Source organism: Massilia sp. BSC265 (assembly GCF_000740675.1).
In the GTDB taxonomy this organism is placed as follows: domain Bacteria; phylum Pseudomonadota; class Gammaproteobacteria; order Burkholderiales; family Burkholderiaceae_D; genus Telluria.
The window spans coordinates 343,793-365,660 of record NZ_JPXI01000033.1; the positions used below are offsets into that span (position 1 = coordinate 343,793).

At 64.8% G+C, this 21,868-nt stretch carries 21 protein-coding genes and 1 pseudogene; 4 read left to right on the forward strand and 18 right to left on the reverse strand.

Translation table 11 applies throughout. The features are described 5' to 3' along the window. Window positions 1-4: 4 nt before the first annotated feature. The 18 genes and pseudogenes from MA09_RS13740 to MA09_RS13820 all read right to left on the reverse strand — a co-directional run bounded on the left by MA09_RS13740 (window position 5) and on the right by MA09_RS13820 (window position 16,037). Window positions 5-1,114 (reverse strand): efflux RND transporter periplasmic adaptor subunit, encoded by a 1,110-nt coding sequence (locus tag MA09_RS13740; protein ID WP_036249370.1) that lies wholly within the window; start codon window positions 1,112-1,114, stop codon window positions 5-7. Window positions 1,115-1,116: 2 nt separating this feature from the next. Further along, complete coding sequence (locus tag MA09_RS13745) at window positions 1,117-1,671, reverse strand: hypothetical protein (RefSeq protein WP_036249373.1); 555 nt, start codon at window positions 1,669-1,671, stop codon at window positions 1,117-1,119. After that, entirely contained in the window at window positions 1,668-2,876 is a 1,209-nt protein-coding gene (locus MA09_RS13750; protein WP_036249376.1) for a TolC family protein, read from the reverse strand. Before MA09_RS13750 ends, MA09_RS13745 begins: the two co-directional genes overlap by 4 nt. Before the next feature lie 98 nt (window positions 2,877-2,974). Beyond that, on the reverse strand, window positions 2,975-3,361 hold the full coding sequence (locus MA09_RS13755) for a hypothetical protein (RefSeq protein WP_152594654.1): 387 nt from the start codon (window positions 3,359-3,361) through the stop codon (window positions 2,975-2,977). Between the two features lie 75 nt (window positions 3,362-3,436). Beyond that, the gene (locus tag MA09_RS13760) at window positions 3,437-5,428 is read right to left on the reverse strand and encodes a TonB-dependent receptor (protein WP_036249380.1); all 1,992 of its coding nucleotides are present in this window, start codon (window positions 5,426-5,428) and stop codon (window positions 3,437-3,439) included. Between the two features lie 75 nt (window positions 5,429-5,503). Next, on the reverse strand, window positions 5,504-5,872 hold the full coding sequence (locus tag MA09_RS25055; protein ID WP_051933427.1) for a hypothetical protein: 369 nt from the start codon (window positions 5,870-5,872) through the stop codon (window positions 5,504-5,506). A gap of 100 nt (window positions 5,873-5,972) precedes the next feature. Further along, on the reverse strand, window positions 5,973-6,749 hold the full coding sequence (gene ybgF / locus MA09_RS13770) for a tol-pal system protein YbgF (protein WP_036249383.1): 777 nt from the start codon (window positions 6,747-6,749) through the stop codon (window positions 5,973-5,975). 16 nt (window positions 6,750-6,765) lie between these two features. After that, entirely contained in the window at window positions 6,766-7,128 is a 363-nt protein-coding gene (locus tag MA09_RS25315; protein ID WP_229440703.1) for an excalibur calcium-binding domain-containing protein, read from the reverse strand. Between the two features lie 125 nt (window positions 7,129-7,253). After that, on the reverse strand, window positions 7,254-7,787 hold the full coding sequence (locus tag MA09_RS13775; RefSeq protein WP_036249385.1) for a DinB family protein: 534 nt from the start codon (window positions 7,785-7,787) through the stop codon (window positions 7,254-7,256). A 39-nt stretch (window positions 7,788-7,826) separates the two neighbouring features. Then, a pseudogene (locus tag MA09_RS13780) lies at window positions 7,827-8,617 on the reverse strand (PhzF family phenazine biosynthesis protein). Between the two features lie 208 nt (window positions 8,618-8,825). Continuing rightward, window positions 8,826-9,644: a hypothetical protein gene (locus MA09_RS24615; RefSeq protein WP_161783222.1), complete on the reverse strand. Its 819-nt coding sequence runs from the start codon at window positions 9,642-9,644 to the stop codon at window positions 8,826-8,828. 187 nt (window positions 9,645-9,831) lie between these two features. Then, on the reverse strand, window positions 9,832-11,133 hold the full coding sequence (gene gltA, locus MA09_RS13790; protein ID WP_036249387.1) for a citrate synthase: 1,302 nt from the start codon (window positions 11,131-11,133) through the stop codon (window positions 9,832-9,834). A 67-nt stretch (window positions 11,134-11,200) separates the two neighbouring features. After that, window positions 11,201-11,467: a succinate dehydrogenase assembly factor 2 gene (locus MA09_RS13795; protein WP_373887846.1), complete on the reverse strand. Its 267-nt coding sequence runs from the start codon at window positions 11,465-11,467 to the stop codon at window positions 11,201-11,203. A 229-nt stretch (window positions 11,468-11,696) separates the two neighbouring features. Then, entirely contained in the window at window positions 11,697-12,407 is a 711-nt protein-coding gene (locus MA09_RS13800; RefSeq protein ID WP_036249389.1) for a succinate dehydrogenase iron-sulfur subunit, read from the reverse strand. 51 nt (window positions 12,408-12,458) lie between these two features. Next, entirely contained in the window at window positions 12,459-14,237 is a 1,779-nt protein-coding gene (gene sdhA / locus MA09_RS13805; RefSeq protein WP_036249392.1) for a succinate dehydrogenase flavoprotein subunit, read from the reverse strand. A gap of 2 nt (window positions 14,238-14,239) precedes the next feature. Then, window positions 14,240-14,608: a succinate dehydrogenase, hydrophobic membrane anchor protein gene (gene sdhD, locus MA09_RS13810; protein WP_036249395.1), complete on the reverse strand. Its 369-nt coding sequence runs from the start codon at window positions 14,606-14,608 to the stop codon at window positions 14,240-14,242. Between the two features lie 2 nt (window positions 14,609-14,610). Next, complete coding sequence (gene sdhC, locus MA09_RS13815) at window positions 14,611-15,024, reverse strand: succinate dehydrogenase, cytochrome b556 subunit (RefSeq protein WP_036250065.1); 414 nt, start codon at window positions 15,022-15,024, stop codon at window positions 14,611-14,613. Between the two features lie 248 nt (window positions 15,025-15,272). Next, on the reverse strand, window positions 15,273-16,037 hold the full coding sequence (locus tag MA09_RS13820; RefSeq protein WP_036249397.1) for a GntR family transcriptional regulator: 765 nt from the start codon (window positions 16,035-16,037) through the stop codon (window positions 15,273-15,275). A gap of 272 nt (window positions 16,038-16,309) precedes the next feature. Between MA09_RS13820 and MA09_RS13825 the strand changes: the two genes are divergently transcribed. The 4 genes from MA09_RS13825 to acnA all read left to right on the forward strand — a co-directional run bounded on the left by MA09_RS13825 (window position 16,310) and on the right by acnA (window position 21,744). Continuing rightward, complete coding sequence (locus MA09_RS13825) at window positions 16,310-17,299, forward strand: malate dehydrogenase (protein WP_036249398.1); 990 nt, start codon at window positions 16,310-16,312, stop codon at window positions 17,297-17,299. 106 nt (window positions 17,300-17,405) lie between these two features. Then, window positions 17,406-18,395 carry a CoA ester lyase gene (locus tag MA09_RS13830; RefSeq protein ID WP_036249401.1) on the forward strand — a complete coding sequence of 330 codons (990 nt, stop codon included), beginning with the start codon at window positions 17,406-17,408 and terminating at the stop codon, window positions 18,393-18,395. Then, entirely contained in the window at window positions 18,395-18,943 is a 549-nt protein-coding gene (locus tag MA09_RS13835; RefSeq protein ID WP_036249404.1) for a hypothetical protein, read from the forward strand. Before MA09_RS13830 ends, MA09_RS13835 begins: the two co-directional genes overlap by 1 nt. A gap of 92 nt (window positions 18,944-19,035) precedes the next feature. Beyond that, window positions 19,036-21,744 (forward strand): aconitate hydratase AcnA, encoded by a 2,709-nt coding sequence (gene acnA, locus MA09_RS13840; protein WP_036249407.1) that lies wholly within the window; start codon window positions 19,036-19,038, stop codon window positions 21,742-21,744. Window positions 21,745-21,868: the final 124 nt, after the last annotated feature.

A 21,868-nucleotide genomic window follows, 5' to 3' on the forward strand; every position in this document is an offset into this window, starting at 1 on the left:
CTGCCTACCGGATCTGGTTGATCAGGGAGGTGCCCTGGACCACCACGCGGTTGTCGGGGCTGAGCCCCCTGGTCACGATCACGGTCCCGGCATCCATCTGGGTGACCTCCACCGGCAGCGCGATGAAGCGCTGGGCCCCGGACTTGATCCACACCACGGTCTCGTTGGCCTGGTTGCGCGCCAGCGCCGATGCCGGCAGGGCGATGCCCTTCACTGTCGTATTCAGCTTCGCCAGCACCGTCACCGGCTGCCCGACCGCCAGGTCGAGCGTCTTGCCTTGCGCCCGGAAGTTCAGCGGCACCGCGCCTTCGCGCAGGCTGCGCCCTCCCCCGAGCAGGGTGAGCCGGACGTCGGCCGCGTCAGCCAGCGTCGCGCTGCTGATCCGCCGTGCCAGCGAGGCATCCGTGGCCAGGGCTTCGACCAGCATGCGTTGCGGATCGACGATCTCGAACAGCACCTCGCGCGGCTCCACCATCTGGCCGTTGAGCACGGCCGCGCTGGCGACGATGCCGCTGGCCGGTGCATTGATGCTTTCCACGCCGCCGATCGACCTGGCCACCGCGCGCTCGCGGCCGATGGTGGCGGCCAGCTCGGCGTGGGCCGCCTCGACTTCCTTGGCGGGCACCACGCCTTCGAGCGATTCCAGACGCTTGACCCGCTTGGCCAGCAACTCGCGGTTGGCGCGCAGGCCTGCCAGTTCGGCGGCCTGGTTGCCGCGTTCGATGGCGTCCCCGAGTGGGCGCAGGCGCGCCAGCACCTGCCCTTTCACCACGCGCTGGCCGGCCACCGGCAAGCCCTGCGGGCCCGGCGCGATCTGGCCCGCGAACGGCGCCTGCACCCGGCCGCCCGCGTTCGGGTCGATGGCGGCGCGGCCGTTGAGCACCACCGTGCGTGCGTACTCCCCCTCCTTTACCATCAGCGTGCGCACACCCATGCGGCGCTGCGCCAGCTTCGGCACGTTGACGCTGCCGTCGGGCAGGCGCGCCAGGCCGCTGGCCGTCGCGCCGGTCTTCTCGTCGAGGTGCTCGCCGTTGGGGCCGTGCGCTCCCGGGGAGGCCAGCAGGGAAGTCGAGATGAAACCGGCGACAAGGCCGGCGAAAATGCGTTGTTTCATGTTCAGGCTTCCTTGCGTTGACGCTTGCGGCGCACGAGGAATGCCAGCGCGGCCAGGACAAGCACCGCGATGGCGGCCAGCAGCCAGGGCCGCCATGCCGAATGTCCGTGATCGTGGTCATGCTCCTCAGTGGCTTGCGTCACCTGCAGCGTTCCTTGCAGCAGATCGCTCTCCTCCCCCGCCACCAGGGTGAACAACAAAGGATGTGCGCCCGGCTTCGAGATCGCGGCCAACAGGTCCGGATCGTCGACGGCGTAGTCGCCCATGTCGGCGTGGAATTTGGCTTTCGCCTTGAGGTTCCTGTACTGCACTTCCAGCACGCCGTTCAGGACCGGCTCGTTGGTTTCGTAGCGGTCGATCATGATCGACAGTTCGCCGCCGGAGAGCTGGCCCACCAGCTCGAAGGCTTCGCTAAAGGTCTCGATGCGCGGCAGCGCGCTGCCTGCGGCGGTGGACGGGGCGTCGAGGTGCTCGCCGTTCGGCCCGTGCGCGCCCGGGCCGGCCAGTGCGGCCGACATGGCCAGCATGGCCGCAAAGAACAGGGTCAGGGTTTTCATGGAAGGATTCCTAGTGCTTGATTGAGTTGCGCATGGGCGTGCCCGACTGCGACTTTTTGCTGGGCCACGGCGACGTCGGCTTCATGGGTCAGCGCGCGCGAGCGCAACAGGTCGGCCAGGCCGCGCTCGCCCTGGCGGAAGGCGTTCTCGAACAGCGCGGTGTGCTCGTGCAGGGCCTTGGCGCGCGCCACTGCATCGTCGAACGCCGTCCTGGCATTCGCCAGGCGTGCGCGGGCGACCGCGAGGTCGGCGCCGCTGGCGGCCTGCGCCTCGGCCGCTTCCGCGGCCGCGGTCGCGATCACGGTCTGCGCCTGGGCTTCGACGCTGCGGTTACGTGCGGCGCTGCCGAACGGGATCTGCAGGGCGACGCCCACGCTGCGCGTCGGTTCGCGCAGCATGCGCTCTTCTTCGCGGCGCACCGACAAGGCAATGGTGGGCGGCGCGGCGCGGTTCGCCTCAAGCAGCCGCAAGGCGGCGCGTGCGCGCTGCTCGGAGGCCTGGGCAGCAAGCAGGCGCGGACTGGCAGGGGCATCCGCTTCCCGCAGCGGCTCCGGCTCCAGCGCGGGCAGTTCCGGCAAGCCGGTCAGGACCTGGAAGCGCGCCAATGCCTCGGCGGCGGCGGTGCGCGCCTTGCCGACCTCGATGCGTGCGGCCAGCACTTCCTGGTCGGCCAGCAGCCCGTCGCTGCGCGCCAGGTCGCCGGCCTCGACACGGCGCCGTACTTCATGGGCGAGCCCTTCGAGGTGATGCAGGTGGTCCTGCTTTTCTTCCAGCGTGACCTGGGCGGCGGCCGCTTCCCACATCCGGTTGCGCACCAGCCCGGCCACGGCCAGGCGGGTGGCGACAAGATGGGCGGCGGCTTCATGGCTGCCGCGCGCGGCCAGCGCTTCTCTCGCCGATTTCTGGCCCGGCAGCCAGAATGTGGACGAAACGGAAATCTCGGATTCGCGCTGCGCGCGTTCCGACCCGCTCTCATCCCTTCTCTGGGACAGGCCGAGCGTGGGCGGCGTCGCCAACCAGGAGCCGGCGGTGGCACGTGCCTCCGCGGCCTCGATCTGGCGCGCTTCGACCGTGCGCGCGTCGGGCACGCGCTGCCAGGCGCCGTCGACGGCGTGTTTGAGTGTGGCTGGCGGTGCCGCAAGCGCCCAGCATGGCAGGGCAAGCGCGGCACCCAGAAGGGTAAGGGACAGGCGGCGGGTGCGCATGTGTTCTCCATCGGTGAGCATCGAAATCTACCGAAGGAAGGCGCACGAGCGCGAATGGAGCGCACTGGGAGCGCAATGCGTCGCGCGTCAGGATTCGCTCAGGCGTGCGTCGTTCCCCCGGCGGCGTGGCCGGGGGCGTAACGAGGCGGTTTTCGTGGCCCGTCGAGGAAGGTTTCCGTCAGAGTGTCGGCAGCCGGCACGGCCACGCTGGACAGCAGCTGTTCGGGCGGAACGATGAGCGGAGGCAGGAGCAGATCGACCGGTTGCGCGCAGGAGTGGTGGTCCTGCGCATGGGCGAGCGACTTTTCCGATGCGTCGTAGTGGACCGAGCCGTCGTCCTCGTGGTGGTGGTGCAGGATGTTCTCGTCGTGCGCCACCGCGTGCGCGAGGGATCCTGCGCCGTAAGCCTGTGGCAAGCCGCCTTGCATGGCGAAGCCATACATGGGAAGGCAGAGCAGCAGGAGGAGTGTGATAATCCGGCGCAAAAGGTCACCTCGGGGAATGCGCCGATTATAGCAGCGCCGCGGCCGGCGAATACCGCCGGCCGCAAGCGCCATCGATTAGAACGCCGCGCGCACGCCGACCGTGATGTTCCGCCCCGGCAGCGGCGCCACATCCTTCAGCACCGAGGTCGAGATGCGGATGTCCTCGTCGAGCAGGTTCTTGCCGATGATGAACCAGGTCAGGTCGGCATTCCGGAAGCGCTGGGTATAGGACAGGTTGGCATCCAGCTGGGTGTAGGCCGGGGTCGGCGTCGACTCGAAGGAGGCCAGGCGCTCCTGCTTCAACGCGCGCAGCACCGAGACGCCGCCGCGCAGCGCGCCCTCGCGGTAGCCGGCCTCGAAGCCGACGCGCTTGGCCGGCTGCAGCGGCAGGCTGCCGGCGTCGTCCAGCGAGCCGCGCGACAGGTCGCCGAAGGCGCGCAGCGACAGGCCGTCGGCATGCGGGTGGCGGTTGTAGCTGATCTCGGCTTCCATGCCGCGGATCGTCGCATCCGCCTGGCGGAAGATGCGCTCGCGCAGTTCGTCGCCCGGCTTGCCTTCGTCGTCCAGCAAGGTGTCGCCCACTTCGCCGTAGATGAAGTCGCGCACGCGGTTCTCGAACAGGTTCGCCTGCCAGCGCACCAGGCCGGTCACCTTGCGGAACGAGAGCTCCAGGTTGCGCGAGGTTTCCTTGTTAAAGTTCGGGTTGCCGATGTCGTAGGTCAGGGTCGATTCGTGCGGGCCGCCCGAATACAGCTCGTCGGTGCCCGGTGCACGCTGGGCCACCGAGGCGGTCACGCCCACCGTGTAATCCTTGGCGAGCGGCCAGATCGCGCCCGCCGACCAGGACAGCAGGTCGAAGCTGCGGCGCGGCGCGGCTCCTTCCGGTTCGCGCTTCACCGATTCCACCCGCACACCGGCGTTGACGCGCGTCTTGCCGAACTGGCGCTGCTCGACCAGGAAGGCGGCGTGGGTATCCGACACCGTCACCGGCACCGTGGCCGATTCGCCGCTGTCCGCGCTCAGGCCGGAGAAGCGCGTGTGCTCGGTCTGGATGCCGAAGCTGCCTTCCCAGCCCTTGAGCCAGCCACTGAGCGGCTTATGGGCCAGCTCCAGGCGCGACTCGAGCGAGCGGTTCGAGAACACGGTTTCCGGACCGCCTTCGGCATTCAGCTCCACGTGGCCGTAGTCGGAATAGCCGGCCCTGAAGCGCAGCTTCTCGAAGCCCGCCATCGGGGCGTCGAGCTGGCCGTCGATGTCGTAGCGGGTCTGGTCGAGGTCGATCCTGGAGCCCTCCCCGCCCGGGATGCCGTATTTCTTCTTCAGTGTGCTGACCGAGGCGCCGAGGTAGCCGCGTTTCCCGACGTACGACGCCCCCGCGCCCAGGGTGTGCTGGCGCAGTGCCGAATTCTGCAGCGTGTCGCCATCGGGAAGCCCGGGCACGCGGTAGTCGCCGGCATCGCGGCCGCTGCCGTCGACGTGCAGCGCCACCTTGCCGCTCGTGGCGTCTGCGGAGTACGAAACGGCGCGGCCATGGTCGACGCTGCTGTAGCGGGTTTCCACCACGCCGCTCGGCTTCTCGTGCAGCTCGGTCGGGATGCGCTCGTTGACGACGTTGACCAGGCCGCCGATGGCGCCCGAGCCGTACAGCAGCGCCGCCGGGCCGCGCAGGATCTCGATCTGGCGTGCGGTGGCCGCTTCGCCGGTGACGGCGTGGTCGTTTGACAGGCCCGACAGGTCGGACACCGACATGCCGTTTTCGAGCACCTTGACGCGGTTGCCTTCCAGGCCGCGGATGATGGGGCGCGAGGCGCCGGCGCCGAAGGCCGAGGCCGATACGCCGAGTTCACTGGACAGGGTCTCGCCCAGCGAGCCTCCCAGCTTGTTGCGCAGTTCGTCGCCGGCCAGCACCTTGGCGGGCGTGAGGATCTGGTCGCCTTCGGCGGCATTGAAGGGGGTGGCGGTCACGACAACGGTCGCGACCGGCTGGCCGCTAGTGGTCTGTGCAAACGCGCATGGTGCGAGTGCGGTCAATACCGCGCTCGCCAGGATGGTGCGCTGGACGTACATGATGAAATCCTAAAAACAAAGACGGAGGGACGCGCGCGCGCGGGGCCGGCGCAGCGGGTCGGGAGATTCAGGACATCAGGCGACGGGTGGCGCGCGGGAAGAGAAATACGGCGTGAACGGCGCATTCCAGGAATCGAATGCGGTCCAGAGGGCGAGGACCCGGACAGGCGGCAGGATGGCAGTCGTGCACGCGGGTGTGGCCAGTGCGGGCGCGACCGTGGCGGCGTCGAAGGCGAGACAGGAGTGCGGGACGGTTTTCTGGTGCGACGCTGCCGAGCCGTTGACGGCAGTGTCGACTGTGGTGGACGCATACTGCGTGGCATGCGCGATCCGGTGCGCCAGGCCCTGCCAGTGCGCGAACACCATCGCCAGCGTCAGCAGCAAGGCGATGACGTAGCGGGTGGAGCGGATGCGTGGAAGGCTGGCGACCATCTGTCTGTACAACGAGCCGGGTCTGGCGTGGTGCTAAAGGACCGCATTATAGCTGGATGCATGGCGCACTAAAAGCGAACCCGCCGGCATGCAGCCCTATGCTTACCCTTTCCTATTTCAACTGTGCCAACCGCTCCCTGGCGATGTTCGCCGCGTGCGAACCTGCATAGGTCAAGATCACGCGCCGCAGTGACTTCGTCGCGTTCTTCTTGTCGTTCAACTGGGAATAGCTGGCGGCGATGTTGAGCATCGCGTCGGGCACACTGGCGCTGTCGGCATGGCGGGCGACCATGTCTTCATGGGCTACAATGGCCTTCTTGTAGTCGCCGTGGGCAAAGTAAGAATTGCCCAGCCAGTAGCGGGCGTCGGCAGCGTAATCGGAATCGGGAAAGAGGCGCAGGAAGGCATGCAGCTTGCCGGCGGCGTCCTTGTAGTCGCCGGCCCTGAGGGCGTTCATCGCGGTGTCGTAGGACTTCTTTTCTGTCGGCGCCGTCTCGGCTGCTTCCTGGCGCGATTCAAATTTCCTGATACGCGCGTCAAGGTCGGCGTACAGGTCTTTCTGATTTTTCCGTGCGTTGGCGATCTCGTTCGTCAGCACCTCGATCTGGCCACGCAGGCTTGCCAGTTCCCGCATGGTCTGCTCGTGCTGGTTCAGCATGTCGAGGCCGATGATCCTGTCGCCCTTGGTATCGATGCGCGCATGGAGTTCACGCATGTTCGCGTCGATGTCGCGCAGTTTGCTGTCGACCTTGGCGCTCAGCGCAAGGATCGCTTTGCGGGCCTCTTCGTCGTCGAGCAGTCCGCCCGAAGCTTGCAGGGGCAGGCAAGCAGACAACACAAAGGCAGCGGCTGCGTGTCGCAGGAACGAAGGTTTGCGCACTTCGTTCATCCTGTCCCCGCGAATGCTAGCGTCGTCCACGGTAAGGTTCGCATCCGATGCCATCCCCGTCGCGATCGAGGTGGGCGCCATAGCCCGGCTCGCCGATTCGTACCGGCGCAGCGCCCGCCGCGCGCGCTTCTGCGCAGTTTGCAAAGGCAGCCGCGCCGCGCGTGCTTCTCTGCGCGCCCGTCGCGAGTGGCGCCACGGCCTGGGCCGTGGCATAGGACTCGGAGATCGGCGACTTTGCAGGGCTGCGGTGGCAATGGTAGTCACCGGTCTTGCGGTTGACGTGGCAACCGTCCGCATTCAGGCCGCCGCCGTGGGCGCTGGCGCCTAGAGAACACGTTGCAGCGCCCAGCGCGACTAACATCCGAAGAGTTGGCTTCATCTGCCTGTCCAATCAATCTCGAATCGGTCAAAAGCGTTACCAATACTCTCAAATGCTTGGTAACTCGATCCGATATTAGTGATTGACGGGCTTTCATGCAAGAAATAATCGCGGGCAGAATTGCTTCAATGCTGATCGGGTATCCACTCCAGTAGATCGGTGACGCCGATATCGACGCCGGATTGCGACAACAAGGTACTCGCCTGTCCACGGTGATGGGTTTGGTGGTTGAAGAAGTGCAGTAGCAGGCTGCCGAAGTTCTTGCGGTTGTCGCCGCGTGAATTCCGGTACGCCAGCGGCTGTGCCAGGTCGCTGTCCGATACCTCGACCGCCAAGGCCATGATGATCGCATCGAGGCGACTGCGGTGCTCCAGCAGCGTTTCCAGGTCGTCGCTGTAGCGATGTGCAAGGCCGGCGGGCGCTGGAATGTCGGCCATTGCCGTCAAGGAAGCGAAATTCGACGGATGCCCCATGAAGCGGCGCAGCCGGATGGTATCCCCTGCAACGATGTGATTCAGGGTGCCGATGATCGAACCGAAAAATGCACCCCGGTCGGCGCTCAGCACGTCTTTCGGCAAGGTCGCGGCGGCGGCATACAGCCTGCCGTTCATGCCCGCGTTATACGAGGCCAGTAAAACAATATCTTCCCGAGCCGGCATGCTTGTCTGTCTCCTGATCGTTCTGTTCCGGACCGGCGATCATACGGACAGCGTCCCGTCGATACAAGTCAGCGCATGACCACCGACCCGGATCGCCTCGTCCGACATCGAGAGCCGGAGCACCCCGGCGCGCCCGAGCATTTCACCCTGGGTGGCCAGCACCTCGCTTCCGAAGGTCCCCAGCTGCCGCGTGTGGCGCAGGTAGGCCGCCACGGCGCCAGTGCCGCTGCCGCACACCGGATCCTCGTTGACGCCATGGGCCGGTGCGAAGGCGCGCACTTCGATGCCTGCCGGGCTGCCCGGATCGCCCGGGCGCTCGTCAGCTGGGCAATCACCCAGCGCGGGCCGACGTCGACCAGGTAGGGCACGACATTCACCTCCAGGTCGGCGCGGAGGATCGACTCCAGCTGCGCCGCCTCGGCTGCATCCAGCGCCGTCAGGCTAGCCGTCGGCAGCTCGAACGCAATCCAGGGCTGCGCCGAGCCTGCCCCCTCGACAGTCAGCGTGACCAGCCCGGCGCCACATTGCTGCACCAGGATACCGTTGTCTGCGCGTACCATGCCCGCCTCCAGCAATGCATGCGCGGTACCGATCGTAGGATGGCCCGCGAAGGGCAGCTCGGCGCCGGGCGTGAAAATCCGTACCCGGTAGTCTGCACCCTGCTCTGTCGGCGGCAGCACGAAGGTCGTTTCGGACAGGTTCGTCCAGCGGGCGATCTGCTGCATTTGGGCTGTCGACAAGCTCGTGCCGTCCAGTACGACCGCAACCGGATTGCCCTTGAACGGGACGGTGGTGAAGACGTCGACGGTCTTGATCGGCAGGCGTGCCATGCTTGCTCCCGGTACGTGGTGATGAAGGCTGGTGATGAGTGTACCCGCACGCGCTGCCGCCATGGCCACGGCACGGTTGCCGATTGAAGATCCTGAACTGTTGAACTGGTCCGCTGTCTGACGTCTGCCCAAGCGCAGTAGCGGCAGCCAAGGAGGCTGGGTTGCTAAACGGCTACCGCGCGCTCGTTTCAAAATCGCCCCCCTACACTCAGAACGCTCGCATGTCATTGATATTGTTGAGCTTTCCCCACCTTTGAGAATCTAGGAGATTAAAAATGACGATGCATAAATTATTGAAAGCAATGCTCGGCGCCTCGGTCGCCGCTGCCATGGCGGTATCCGCGAATGCCGTCGCCCAATCGGGCAGCACCGCAGGCCAGTCGGGTTCGCAAGCGACGGGACAGACCTCGGGCAGCTCGGGCAGCGGCAGCACCGGTTCTAGCAGCAAGGAAGAGAAGCAGAAGAAGAAACAGAAGAAGAGCAAGTCGAGTAGCAGCGACTCGGACGCAAGCGGATCGAGCGGTACTTCCGGGACCGGGGCGGCGGGCAGCAGCGGCGCATCGGGCTCGGGCACGTCTGGCGGCAGCGGCTCCGGGGCGACCGGCAGCAGCGGCGGCACGGGCGCCAGCGGCGCAGCAGGCACCGGCACCGGCGGCACAAGCGGCACAAGCGGCACAAGCGGCACGATGGGGACCGGCGCCAGCGGCAGTGGTTCGGGCTCCGGGGCGACCGGCAGCAGCGGAGACAGCGGCGCGATGGGGACTGGTACTAGCGGCGGCAGTGGCAGCAGCGGCACGATGGGAACCGGTACTAGCGGCGGCAGTGGCAGCAGCGGCACGATGGGAACCGGTACCAGCGGCAGCGGTTCGAGCGGCACCAGCGGCTCGAGTGGTTTCAGTGGTTCCAGTGGTTCCAGTGGTTCCAGCGGCTCCAGCGGCTCCAGCGGCTCCAGCGGCTCCAGCGGCTCCAGCGGCTCGCAGGGAACCGGTACCGGAAGCCCGACCGGCAGCACGTCGGGCAGCAGCACTGGCCGCGGCTGATCCAGGCAGCCATCCTCCATGCGGCATCTCGCGTTGACGTGAGGATGCCTGCGATACCGGCGGCGGCGCCTATCGGCGCATGCCGCCCTCGTCGATCACCGTTTCCTCAGCTACCACGTGCAGTAAACGAAAAAGCGGGCCGAAGCCCGCTCCCTGATGACGCTGCGTTAGAAATTAACGCTTGTCGATCGACGGCACGTCGCGCACCGGCGAGCCGATGAACAGCTGGCGTGGACGGCCGATCTTCTGTTCCGGATCGGCGATCATTTCGTTCCACTGGGCGATCCAGCCGATGGTACGGGCCATCGCGAAGATACCGGTGAACAGCGAGACCGGGATGCCCAGGGCCGACTGCACGATGCCCGAGTAGAAGTCGACGTTCGGGTACAGCTTGCGCGAGACGAAGTATTCGTCTTCCAGCGCGATGCGTTCCAGTTCCATCGCCAGCTTGAACAGCGGGTCGTCCTGCAGGCCCAGTTCGTTCAGCACTTCGTGGCAGGTTTCGCGCATCAGCTTGGCGCGCGGGTCGAAGTTCTTGTACACGCGGTGACCGAAGCCCATCAGCTTCACGCCCGAGTTCTTGTCCTTGACCTTGGCGATGAAGGCCGGGATGTTCTCGACCGAGCCGATTTCCTTCAGCATGGTCAGTGCGGCTTCGTTGGCGCCGCCGTGCGCCGGGCCCCACAGGCAGGCAATACCGGCAGCGATACAGGCGAACGGGTTGGCGCCCGACGAGCCGGCCAGGCGGACCGTCGAGGTCGATGCGTTCTGCTCGTGGTCGGCGTGCAGGATCAGGATGCGGTCCAGGGCGCGCACCAGCACGTCGTTGACCTTGTACTCTTCGCACGGGTTGGCGAACATCATGTGCATGAAGTTGGCGCTGTAGGACAGGTCGTTGCGCGGGTACATGAACGGCTGGCCGATCGAGTACTTGTATGCCATGGCGACCAGGGTCGGCAGCTTGGCGATCAGGCGGATGGCCGAGATTTCGCGCTGCTTGGCGTCGTTGATGTCCAGCGAGTCGTGGTAGAACGAGGCCAGGGCGCCCACGGTACCGACCAGCACCGACATCGGGTGCGCGTCACGACGGAAGCCACGGAAGAAGAACTGCATCTGCTCGTGGACCATGGTGTGTTTGGTCACGGTGTTGGTGAAGGTGGCCTTCTGCTCGGCGTTCGGCAGTTCGCCGTTCAGCAGCAGGTAGCAGGTTTCCAGGAAGTCGCAGTTGACGGCCAGTTGCTCGATCGGGTAACCGCGGTACAGCAGTTCGCCCTTGTCACCGTCGATGTAGGTGATGCTCGAGTTGCACGCTGCGGTCGACATGAAGCCGGGGTCGTAGGTGAACTTGCCGGTCTGGCCGTACAGCTTGCGGATGTCGATGACGTCCGGGCCGATGGTCCCTTTGTAGATCGGCATGTCGACCGACGGGCTGCCGTCCGAGAACGACAGGGTGGCTTTGGTATCAGAGATATTCATGGCACTTCCTTCTTGTGGGAGTGGATCTAAAAACAATGTCGAAATCTGGCTGCGAAGTTCATCCGAACTACGCCTGCCGCAGGCGCGCCAGCAGGGCACGCACATGCGGCTGGTCGACCTCGCCTTCCGGTTCGGAGCGACCCAGCAGCAGGTCCATCAGCGGGTTGTCCGCCAGGTCCAGCAAGCGGGTCAGCGCATCGACTTCCTCGTCGGTCAATTCTTCTTCATGCGCATCCAGGAAGCGCGTGAGGATCAAATCGTTCTCGAGCAGGCCGCGACGCGCACGCCAGCGCAAGCGGGCACGGTTGGCGGGATCGGATTGATGCGTTTTCACTAGAGTCCGTTGTTGGGTCAACATCATACTCCGCATGCCGGGAATAGGCAGTACGGTACTTTTACTGTATTTGCGGCATCTTTACTGCGGGATGCTGCAAGTTGCTGCTTGATGCTTGCATTGGACCGCGTGGGCGGGAGACCCGCCCACCCTACAGGTATCGTGGGTCTCGTAGGGTGGGCGGCTTTGCCGCCCACGCGGTACGTGCAGTGAAATACTAAAACGCGAATTAAATCGCGCGCCGAACCAGCAGTTCCTTGATCTTGCCGATCGCCTTGTTCGGATTCAGGCCCTTCGGGCACACGTCCGTGCAGTTCATGATCGAGTGGCAGCGGAACAGGCGGTACGGGTCTTCCAGGTTGTCCAGGCGCTCGTTGGTGGCTTCGTCGCGCGAGTCGGCGATGAAGCGGTAGGCCTGCAGCAGGCCGGCCGGGCCGACGAACTTGTCCGGGTTCCACCAGAACGACGGGCACGAGGTCGAGCAGCAGGCGCACAGGATGCACTCGTACAGGCCATCGAGCTCTTCGCGCTCTTCCGGGGTCTGCAGGCGCTCTTTCTCCGGCTTGATCGAGTCGTTGATCAGGTAGGGCTTGATCGAGTGGTACTGCTTGAAGAAGTTGGTCATGTCGACGATCAGGTCGCGCACCACCGGCAGGCCCGGCAGAGGACGCAGCACGATCGGCTGGGTCAGCTCGTTCAAGTTGGTGGTGCAGGCCAGGCCGTTCTTGCCGTTGATGTTCATTGCGTCCGAACCGCACACGCCTTCGCGGCAGGAGCGGCGCAGGGCCAGCGAGTCATCGACGTCGGACTTGATGCGCTGCAGGACGTCGAGCAGCATCTTGTCGGTATCTTGCAGCTCGACGGTGACGTCTTGCATGTAAGGCTTCGTATCCTTGTCCGGATCGTAGCGGTAGATCTTCAGTTGGACGGTGCGTGCCATGTTTTTACCTGTTTATTCAGGCCGGAGAACCCTCCCCGGCCTTAAAAAATATTAGAAAGTACGGGCCTTCGGCTTGAAGGTATCGACGGTCAGCGGCTTGGTGACCACCGCCTTGTACTCGAGGCGGTTGCCTTCCGAGAAGAACAGGGTGTGCTTCATGTAGTTCTCGTCGTCGCGGTTCGGGTAGTCGCTGTGGGCGTGGGCGCCGCGCGATTCCTTGCGCGCCGCTGCCGACACGATGGTCGCCTTGGCGGTTTCGATCAGGTTGTCGAGTTCCAGCGCTTCCACGCGGGCGGTGTTGAACACCTTCGACTTGTCCTTGAACGAGACGTGCTTGCGGCGCTCGTCGAGCTTCATGATCTCCTTGACGCCCGCATCCAGCAGTTCCTGGGTGCGGAACACGCCGCAGAACTTCTGCATGGTGGCGCGGATGTCGTTGGCCACGTGCTGGACCTTCTCGCCGCCGGTCGAGGTCTCGAGGCGGTTCAGGCGGTCCAGCGCGAAGTCGGCGGCGTCCTTCGGCAGGGCCTTGTTGACCTTCTGCTTCAGGTTCGACGCGACGACGTGGTTGCCGGCCGCGCGGCCGAAGACCACCAGGTCGAGCAGCGAGTTGGTGCCCAGGCGATTCGCGCCGTGGACCGAGACGCAGGCGCATTCGCCGATCGCGTACAGGCCGCCCACGATCTTCTGTCCGCCGGTGCCGTCAGGTGCGACCACCTGGCCGTGGATGTTGGTCGGGATGCCGCCCATCTGGTAGTGGATGGTCGGAACGACCGGGATCGGTTCCTTGGTGGCGTCGACGTTGGCGAACTTGTGGCCGATTTCCAGGATCGACGGCAGGCGCTTCTTGATGGTGTCGGCGCCGATGTGGCGCAGGTCCAGCAGCACGTGGTCCTTGTTCGGACCGCAGCCGCGGCCTTCCTTGATCTCCTGGTCCATCGAACGCGAGACGAAGTCGCGCGGCGCCAGGTCCTTCAGGGTCGGCGCATAGCGCTCCATGAAGCGTTCGCCGTTCGAGTTGATCAGGATACCGCCCTCGCCGCGCACGCCCTCGGTGATGAGGACGCCCGCGCCGGACACGCCGGTCGGGTGGAACTGCCAGAACTCCATGTCCTGCAGCGGCAGGCCGGCGCGTGCCGCCATGCCCATGCCGTCGCCGGTGTTGATGAAGGCGTTGGTCGAGGCGGCGAAGATGCGGCCTGCGCCGCCGGTGGCGAAGATGGTGGTCTTCGCTTCCAGGATCATCACGTCGCCGGTTTCCATTTCCAGGGCCAGCACGCCGAGCACGTCGCCGTCGGCGTCGCGGATCAGGTCGAGGGCCATCCACTCGACGAAGAAGTGGGTGCGGGCACGGACGTTGCGCTGGTACAGGGTGTGCAGCAGTGCGTGGCCGGTACGGTCGGCCGCGGCGCAGGCGCGCTGGACCGGTTTCTCGCCGAAGTTCGCGGTGTGGCCGCCGAACGGACGCTGGTAGATGGTGCCGTCCGGGTTACGGTCGAACGGCATGCCGAAGTGTTCGAGTTCGTACACGACCTTCGGTGCTTCGCGGCACATGAATTCGATCGCGTCCTGGTCGCCCAGGTAATCGCCACCCTTGACGGTGTCGAACATGTGCCAGTACCAGTCGTCTTCGCTCATGTTGCCCAGCGAAGCACCGATGCCGCCCTGGGCAGCCACGGTGTGCGAACGGGTCGGGAACACTTTCGACAGCACCGCCACGTTCAGGCCGGCTTCGGCCAGCTGCAGCGATGCACGCATGCCGGAACCGCCGGCGCCAACGATGACCGCGTCAAAGCGGCGGGTAGGGATTGCAGTTTTGATTGCTGCCACGATTACACACTCCAGAGAATTTGCACGGTCCAGGCGGCGCAGGCGAGCAGCCAGAAGATCGTCGCCAGCATCAGGAACAGGCGCAGGCCTGCCGACTTCACATAGTCCATCCAGATGTCACGGATGCCGACCCAGGCGTGGTAGAACAGGCCCAGGAAGGTCACCAGGGCGAACAGCTTGAACCATTGGCGGGCGAACAGGCCGGCCCAGCCTTCGTAGGTGAAGTTCTGGCCGGTCAGGAAGGAAACCAGCAGCACGACGGTGAAGACGGCCATGACGATGGCCGTGACGCGCTGCGCCAGCCAGTCCTTGACGCCGTAGTGGGCGCCGACGACGAGGCGGCGCGGTCCGATGTTATTCTTGTTTGCCATGATTAAAACACTCCGAACAGTTTCAGGCCGACCAGTGCGGTCAGTACCAGGCTGATGATCAGCACCCAGCGTGCGGTCTTCTGGGCGGCATCCTTGTCCAGGGCCAGGTGGTTGTCCATGAACAGGTGGCGCACGCCGGCCACGAAGTGGTGCAGGTAAGCCCACGACAGGCCCAGCAGGATGATCTTCGTGAACCAGTGGCTTGCAACGCCGCGGAAGTGCTCGAACGAGATTTCCGACAGCAGGCTTTCCTGGAACAGATACAGCAGGAACGGCAGGAACAGGAACAGACCAGCGCCGCTCACGCGGTGCAGGATCGACACGATGGCCGATGGCGGCATGCGATATTTACTCGTAATATCCCCAATGCCAACGTTGCGGAACTCCGGCCGCCCTTTTTTTGCAGCTTCTCTCACGGCTTCGGACATGAAACACCTCCCTCTATGACGACAGTTTTTTAGTGAACCCTTCATTTTCGCCGATTTTGTGACGGGGCACCAAGCATCCAGTAGAAGATAACCGGGGCATCCCTGCGGCGAACCGGGCACTGTTCGTCGCTTACGCAAAACCAACTTATTTTAATCGCTTGTAGCGATCGCTGCAGAGGGCCGTTCAGGGTCCACCGCATCGGCATCGACATGTCGACACCGTATTTGCTTGTTCGTCATGACAACTCGTTCTGGTAATGGTGGCGCGCCGTCGAATACATTCCGCGGCGCAGCTCGACGGGCTTGTCGCCATAACTGAACGACACCCGGTCCGCGCACAGCAGCGGCGTGCCTTCCGGCACCTTCAGGTGCTCCGCAGCTGCCGCATCGGCCGCCACCGCGCGGATCTTCTCGGTCGCCCGGATCATGCGGGTGCCGAATTCCGACTCGAACAGCCCGTACATCGGTCCCTTGTATTCCACCAGGCGCTCGGCAGTGAGTCCCTTGAACAACTGCCCCGGCAGCCACAGCTCTTCCAGGATGGTCGGCACGCCGTCGAAGGACTGCACGCGCTTGATGTAGACCACGGCGTCGCCCGACTTCAGCTCGAGCAAGCGCGCGACCTCGGCCGTGGCGCGGATGCGCAGCACGGCAATGAAGCGGTTGTCCGGATGGTGGGGAACGCCCTCGTCGGGCATCAGGCGCAGGAAGCGGAAATGGGCGCGCTCCTCGGCATGGGTGGCAACGAAGGTGCCCTTCCCCTGCCGGCGCACCACCAGGTGCTCGGCCGCCAACTCGTCGATGGCCTTGCGCACCGTGCCCTGGCTGACCTTGAACCGCCCCGCCAGCTCGACTTCGCTCGGCATCAGTTCGCCCGGCTTCCACTCGCCGGACTGCAGGCTCTGGGTGATCAGGGCCTTGATCTGCTGGTACAGCGGACGGAACGACGGCGATGCGTCGCTGCCGGTTGCATCGCTGCTGTTGGGTGGAAGGGGGTTCATAGACCGCGATTTCACCACAAAATGTGGTCGTAAGTCCAGTATATGACTGCCAAGACATGTGTCTTATATAAGACATATGATATGAATTGACAGATAGAACACTCGAGGCATAAACTCGCGGTCGGCTTGGACCTCCGCGCCTACCCTGTCGCTACGCGCGCGATATCCAATTGACACGGTGCGCTTTTGGTATCATTGCAGCTTCCAGAATACGCACCTTCGGCTCGACCGCTGTCGTTCGAACGATTTTCTTCCCACTTTGGAGATTCATCATGGCAAAAACCCCAATGCGCGTCGCCGTTACCGGCGCGGCCGGCCAGATCGGCTATTCCCTGCTGTTCCGCATCGCCAACGGCGACATGCTGGGCAAGGACCAGCCGGTCATCCTGCAGCTGCTCGAGATCGACAACGAGAAGGCACAGAAGGCGCTCAAGGGCGTCATGATGGAAATCGACGACTGCGCATTCCCGCTGCTGGCCGGCATGACCGCCCACGCCGACCCGATGACCGCCTTCAAGGATGCCGACGTGGCCCTGCTGGTCGGCGCCCGTCCGCGCGGCCCGGGCATGGAGCGCAAGGACCTGCTGGAAGCCAACGCCCAGATCTTCACCGTGCAGGGCAAGGCCCTGGACGCCGTCGCTTCGCGTGACGTCAAGGTGCTGGTGGTCGGCAATCCGGCCAACACCAACGCCTACATCGCCATGAAGTCGGCCCCGAACCTGCCGGCCAAGAACTTCACCGCCATGCTGCGCCTGGACCACAACCGCGCCCTGTCGCAGGTTGCCGCCAAGCTGAACAAGCCGGTCGGCGCGATCGAGAAGATGGCCGTGTGGGGCAACCACTCGCCGACCATGTACGCCGACTACCGCTTCGCGACCGTCGACGGCCAGTCGGTCAAGGAACTGATCAACGACGACGTCTGGAACCGCGACACCTTCCTGCCGACCGTCGGCAAGCGCGGCGCGGCCATCATCGAAGCGCGCGGCGCGTCGTCTGCGGCGTCGGCCGCCAACGCAGCGATCGACCACGTGCGTGACTGGGTGCTGGGCACCGGCGGCAAGTGGACCACCATGGGCATCCCGTCGGACGGTTCGTACGGCATCCCGGAAGGCACCATGTTCGGCTTCCCGGTGACCACCGAAAACGGCGAGTACAAGATCGTGCAGGGCCTGGAAATCGACGCCTTCTCGCAGGAGCGCATCAACCTGACGCTGAAAGAACTCGAAGAAGAGAAGGCCGGCGTCGCTCATCTGCTGAGCTGAGCTGCCGGCTCAGGCAACAATCCCGGCGCGGCCATCCGGCCGCGCTAACCGTGCCATGCCGATGCAGTCCGCTGCGCGGCATGGCCGATCCGCTTCAAGACATACCATGCATCCTTCCGAGGTTTTATTCCAGGGCAAACGCCAGCCGCTCCTCCTTCCCGCCTGCGACCACTACGCCGGCTCGGAGAAGCTGATGCGCAAATCGATGGCCCTGCAACAAGAGCTTGGGCCCGTCTTCGACATCACCTTTGACTGCGAAGATGGCGCCGTCGCGGGTAGCGAAGCCGCGCACGCAACCCTCGTGGCAAGCCTCGTCAATAGCGACGACAACCGCTTCAAGCGCATCGGCGTGCGCCTGCACGACACCGGCAGCGAGCATTTCGCGAACGACGTCGCCACCATCGTCGGCAGCGCCGCCGAGCGCCTGGCCTACGTGGTGCTGCCGAAGGTCGAGAGCGCCGACGAAGTGATCCGCGCCATCGACCTGATCAACGAGCATGCCGTCAAGGCCGGCCGCGACGATCTTCCCGTGCACGTGCTGATCGAGACCCATTGCGCCCTGCGCGAGGCCTACGACATCGCCGCCCTGCCCCAGGTCGAGTGCCTGTCTTTCGGCATCATGGATTTCGTCTCCGCCCACTACGGCGCGGTGCCGGCCAGCGCCATGCGCACCCCGGGCCAGTTTACGCACCCGCTGGTAGTGCGTGCCAAGCTGGAGATGGCCGCGGCCTGCCATGCGCACGGCAAGGTACCCTCGCACAACGTCACCACCGACATCAAGGACAGCGCGGTCGTGGCCAACGACGCCCAGCGCGCCGGCGCGGAATTCGGCTTCACCCGCATGTGGAGCATCCACCCGGACCAGATCAAGCCGATCCTGAAAGCCTTCACGCCGCGCCTGTCGGAAGTGAACGAAGCGACGAATATCTTGACCGAGGCCATGGCCGCGAACTGGGGGCCGATCGCGCAACACGGTCGCTTGCACGACCGCGCGAGCTACCGATATTATTGGACCGTGTTGCAGCGCGCAAAACTGGCAGGCCTGGCGCTGCCGGAAGCCGCTGCGGCGATCGTCAACCACACGGATTCCAACTAATGGCCACCCTCCTCTCCCGACTCTTTGCCGCCAGCGCGTTTGCGCTCGCGGCCGCAAGCATCTGCACCAACGCGGTTGCCGCCACCGAAAAACACCCGAAAGCCGAAGCCGTCCTGAAAGCCCAGGCAAAGACGAAGGCCAAGCCGACCTCGAAGGCAAAGAAGGCGGCCGCCGGCGCCGGCGCCGCAGCAGCCGTTGCCGCTTCGGCCTATGGCGCCGAGGTCATCGACGAGCCGGACATCACCGACACCGTCGTCACCGAATTCGATTGCGAACTTGGCAACAAGATCACGATCTACAAGAACGAAAAAGAAGACGGCCACATTGCCCTGCGCTGGAAGAAGCGCCTGCACCGCCTGACCCGTGTCGGCACGACCACCGGCGCGCAGCGCTTCGAGAACCCGCACTGGGGACTGATCTGGATCGGCATCCCGGCCAAGGGCATCCTGCTGGATTCGAAGCTGAACCGGCAGCTGGCCAACGAATGCAAGAACGCCGAGCAGGCGGCGCCGATCGTGGCGGCAGCGCCTGCTTCATCGAACGGCTGATCCGCGGCTGACACCGTCGGATCGCCTGGTTGTAATCGAGCAGTATTAGCAGTACCGGAATAACAACACATATCCCCACTGAAGGAGAGATTATGTCTCGCAACACCCTGAACACACTGAAGGAATTCCCGGCTGGCGCCGGCCAGAACGGCCAGTACTACTCGCTGCCGGCGCTGGGCGAAGCCCTCGGTGTGAACCTGTCGCGCCTGCCGGTGTCGATCCGTATCGTCCTCGAGTCCGTGCTGCGTAACTGCGACGGCAAGAAGGTCACCGAAGAGCACATCAAGCAGCTCGCCAACTGGGCCCCGACCGCCGAGCGCACCGAAGAGATCCCGTTCGTCGTCGCCCGCGTCGTCCTGCAGGACTTCACCGGCGTGCCGCTGCTGGCCGACCTGGCCGCGATGCGCAACGTGGCCGCCAAGATGGGCGCCGATCCGAAGAAGATCGAGCCGCTGGTGCCGGTCGACCTGGTGGTCGACCACTCGGTCACCATCGACCACTTCCGCGAGCCGGGCGCGCTGGACCTGAACATGAAACTGGAATTCCAGCGCAACAACGAGCGCTACCAGTTCATGAAGTGGGGCATGCAGGCCTTCGACACCTTCGGCGTCGTGCCGCCGGGCTTCGGCATCGTCCACCAGGTCAACCTGGAATACCTGGCCCGCGGCGTCATGCGCCAGGGCGACGTGTACTACCCGGACACCCTGGTGGGCACCGACTCGCACACCACCATGATCAACGGCGTCGGCGTCGTGGGCTGGGGCGTGGGCGGCATCGAGGCGGAAGCCGGCATGCTCGGCCAGCCGGTCTACTTCCTGACCCCGGACGTCATCGGCGTCAACCTGAAGGGCAAGCTGCGCGAAGGCTGCACCGCGACCGACCTGGTGCTGACCGTTACCGAAATGCTGCGCCGTGAAAAAGTCGTGGGCAAGTTCGTCGAGTTCTTCGGCGCCGGCACCCGCTCGCTGTCGACCACCGACCGCGCCACCATTGCCAACATGGCCCCGGAATACGGCGCGACCATGGGCTTCTTCCCTGTGGACGAAGCAACCGTCGACTACTTCCGCGGCACCGGCCGTACCGAAGAAGAACTGGCTGCCTTCGAGAACTACTACAAGGCCCAGGGCATGTTCGGCATCCCGCAGGAAGGCGAGATCGACTATACCCGCGTGCTGGAACTGGACCTGTCGACCGTCACCCCGTCGCTGGCTGGCCCGAAGCGCCCGCAGGACCGTATCGAACTGGGCCACGTGAAGAACACCTTCACCGAGCTGTTCAGCAAGCCGACCACCCAGAACGGCTTCAACAAGTCGCCGGAAGACCTGCACAAGGTCTACGAAACGACCAACGGCGTGCGCGTGAAGAACGGCGACGTCCTGATCGCTGCGATCACCTCCTGCACCAACACCTCGAACCCGAGCGTGCTGCTGGCTGCCGGCCTGCTGGCCAAGAAGGCGGTCGAGCGCGGCCTGACCGTCGCTCCGCACATCAAGTCCTCGCTGGCCCCTGGCTCGCGCGTGGTCACCGAGTACCTGACCGCGGCCGGCCTGCTGCCTTACCTGGAAAAGCTGGGCTTCGGCGTGACCGCCTACGGCTGCACCACCTGCATCGGTAACGCCGGCGACCTGACCCCGGAACTGAACGCCGCGATCGTCGAGAACGACATCGTCGCCTCGGCCGTCCTGTCGGGCAACCGCAACTTCGAAGCGCGTATCCACCCGAACATCCGTTCGAACTTCCTGGCCTCGCCGCCGCTGGTCGTCGCCTACGCGATCGCCGGCAACATGACCAAGGACCTGATGAGCGAGCCGGTCGGCAAGGACACCAACGGTGTCGACGTCTACCTGGGCGACATCTGGCCGTCGTCGCAGGAAGTGGGCGAGCTGATGCGCCTGGCGATGAACTCCGAGGTGTACAAGAAGAACTACGCCGACGTGAAGGGCAACCCGGGCGAACTGTGGCAGCGCGTGTCGTCGACCGAAGGTCAAGTGTACAACTGGCCTGAGTCGACCTACATCGCCGAGCCGCCGTTCTTCGCCGACTTCGAGATGACTCCGAAGGCCGCCGCCACCGGCATCACCGGCGCGCGCGCACTGGGCGTGTTCGGCGACTCGATCACCACCGACCACATCTCGCCGGCAGGTTCGATCAAGGAAGACGGCCCGGCAGGCAAGTGGCTCAAGGAACATAACGTCCTGAAGGCGGACTTCAACTCCTACGGCTCGCGCCGCGGCAACCACGAGATCATGATGCGCGGCACTTTCGCCAACGTGCGTATCAAGAACAAGATGATCCCGCCGAAGGCCGACGGTTCCGCAGTCGAAGGCGGCATCACCATCCACCAGCCGACCGGCGAACAGATGTCGATCTACGACGCAGCGATGAAGTACGTGGCGGAAGGCACCCCGACCATGATCTTCGGCGGCGAAGAGTACGGCACCGGCTCGTCGCGCGACTGGGCCGCCAAGGGCACCCAGCTGCTGGGCGTGAAGGCCGTGGTCGTGCGCTCGTACGAGCGTATCCACCGCTCGAACCTGGTGGGCATGGGCGTGCTGCCGCTGCAATTCATCGGCAACGACAGCGTCGAGTCGCTGGGCATCACCGGCAAGGAAACCTACGACCTGAAGGGCCTGGAAGGCGAGATCAAGCCGCAACAACTGGCGACCCTGGTGATCCACCGTGAAAACGGCGAATCGCAGGAAGTCCAAGTGCTGCTGCGTATCGACACCCCGATCGAAGTCGACTACTACAAGCATGGCGGCATCCTGCCGTTCGTGCTGCGCCAGCTGCTGGCTGCGTAATTGGAGGGGGCCCGCGCGAGCGGGTCGCCTGCAAGTGAAAAAGGCCGGAACCTGCAAAGGTTCCGGCCTTTTGTTTTCCTCATCAACTGACCGCCGGAAAGTAGGCAAATGACTACAAGCGGAC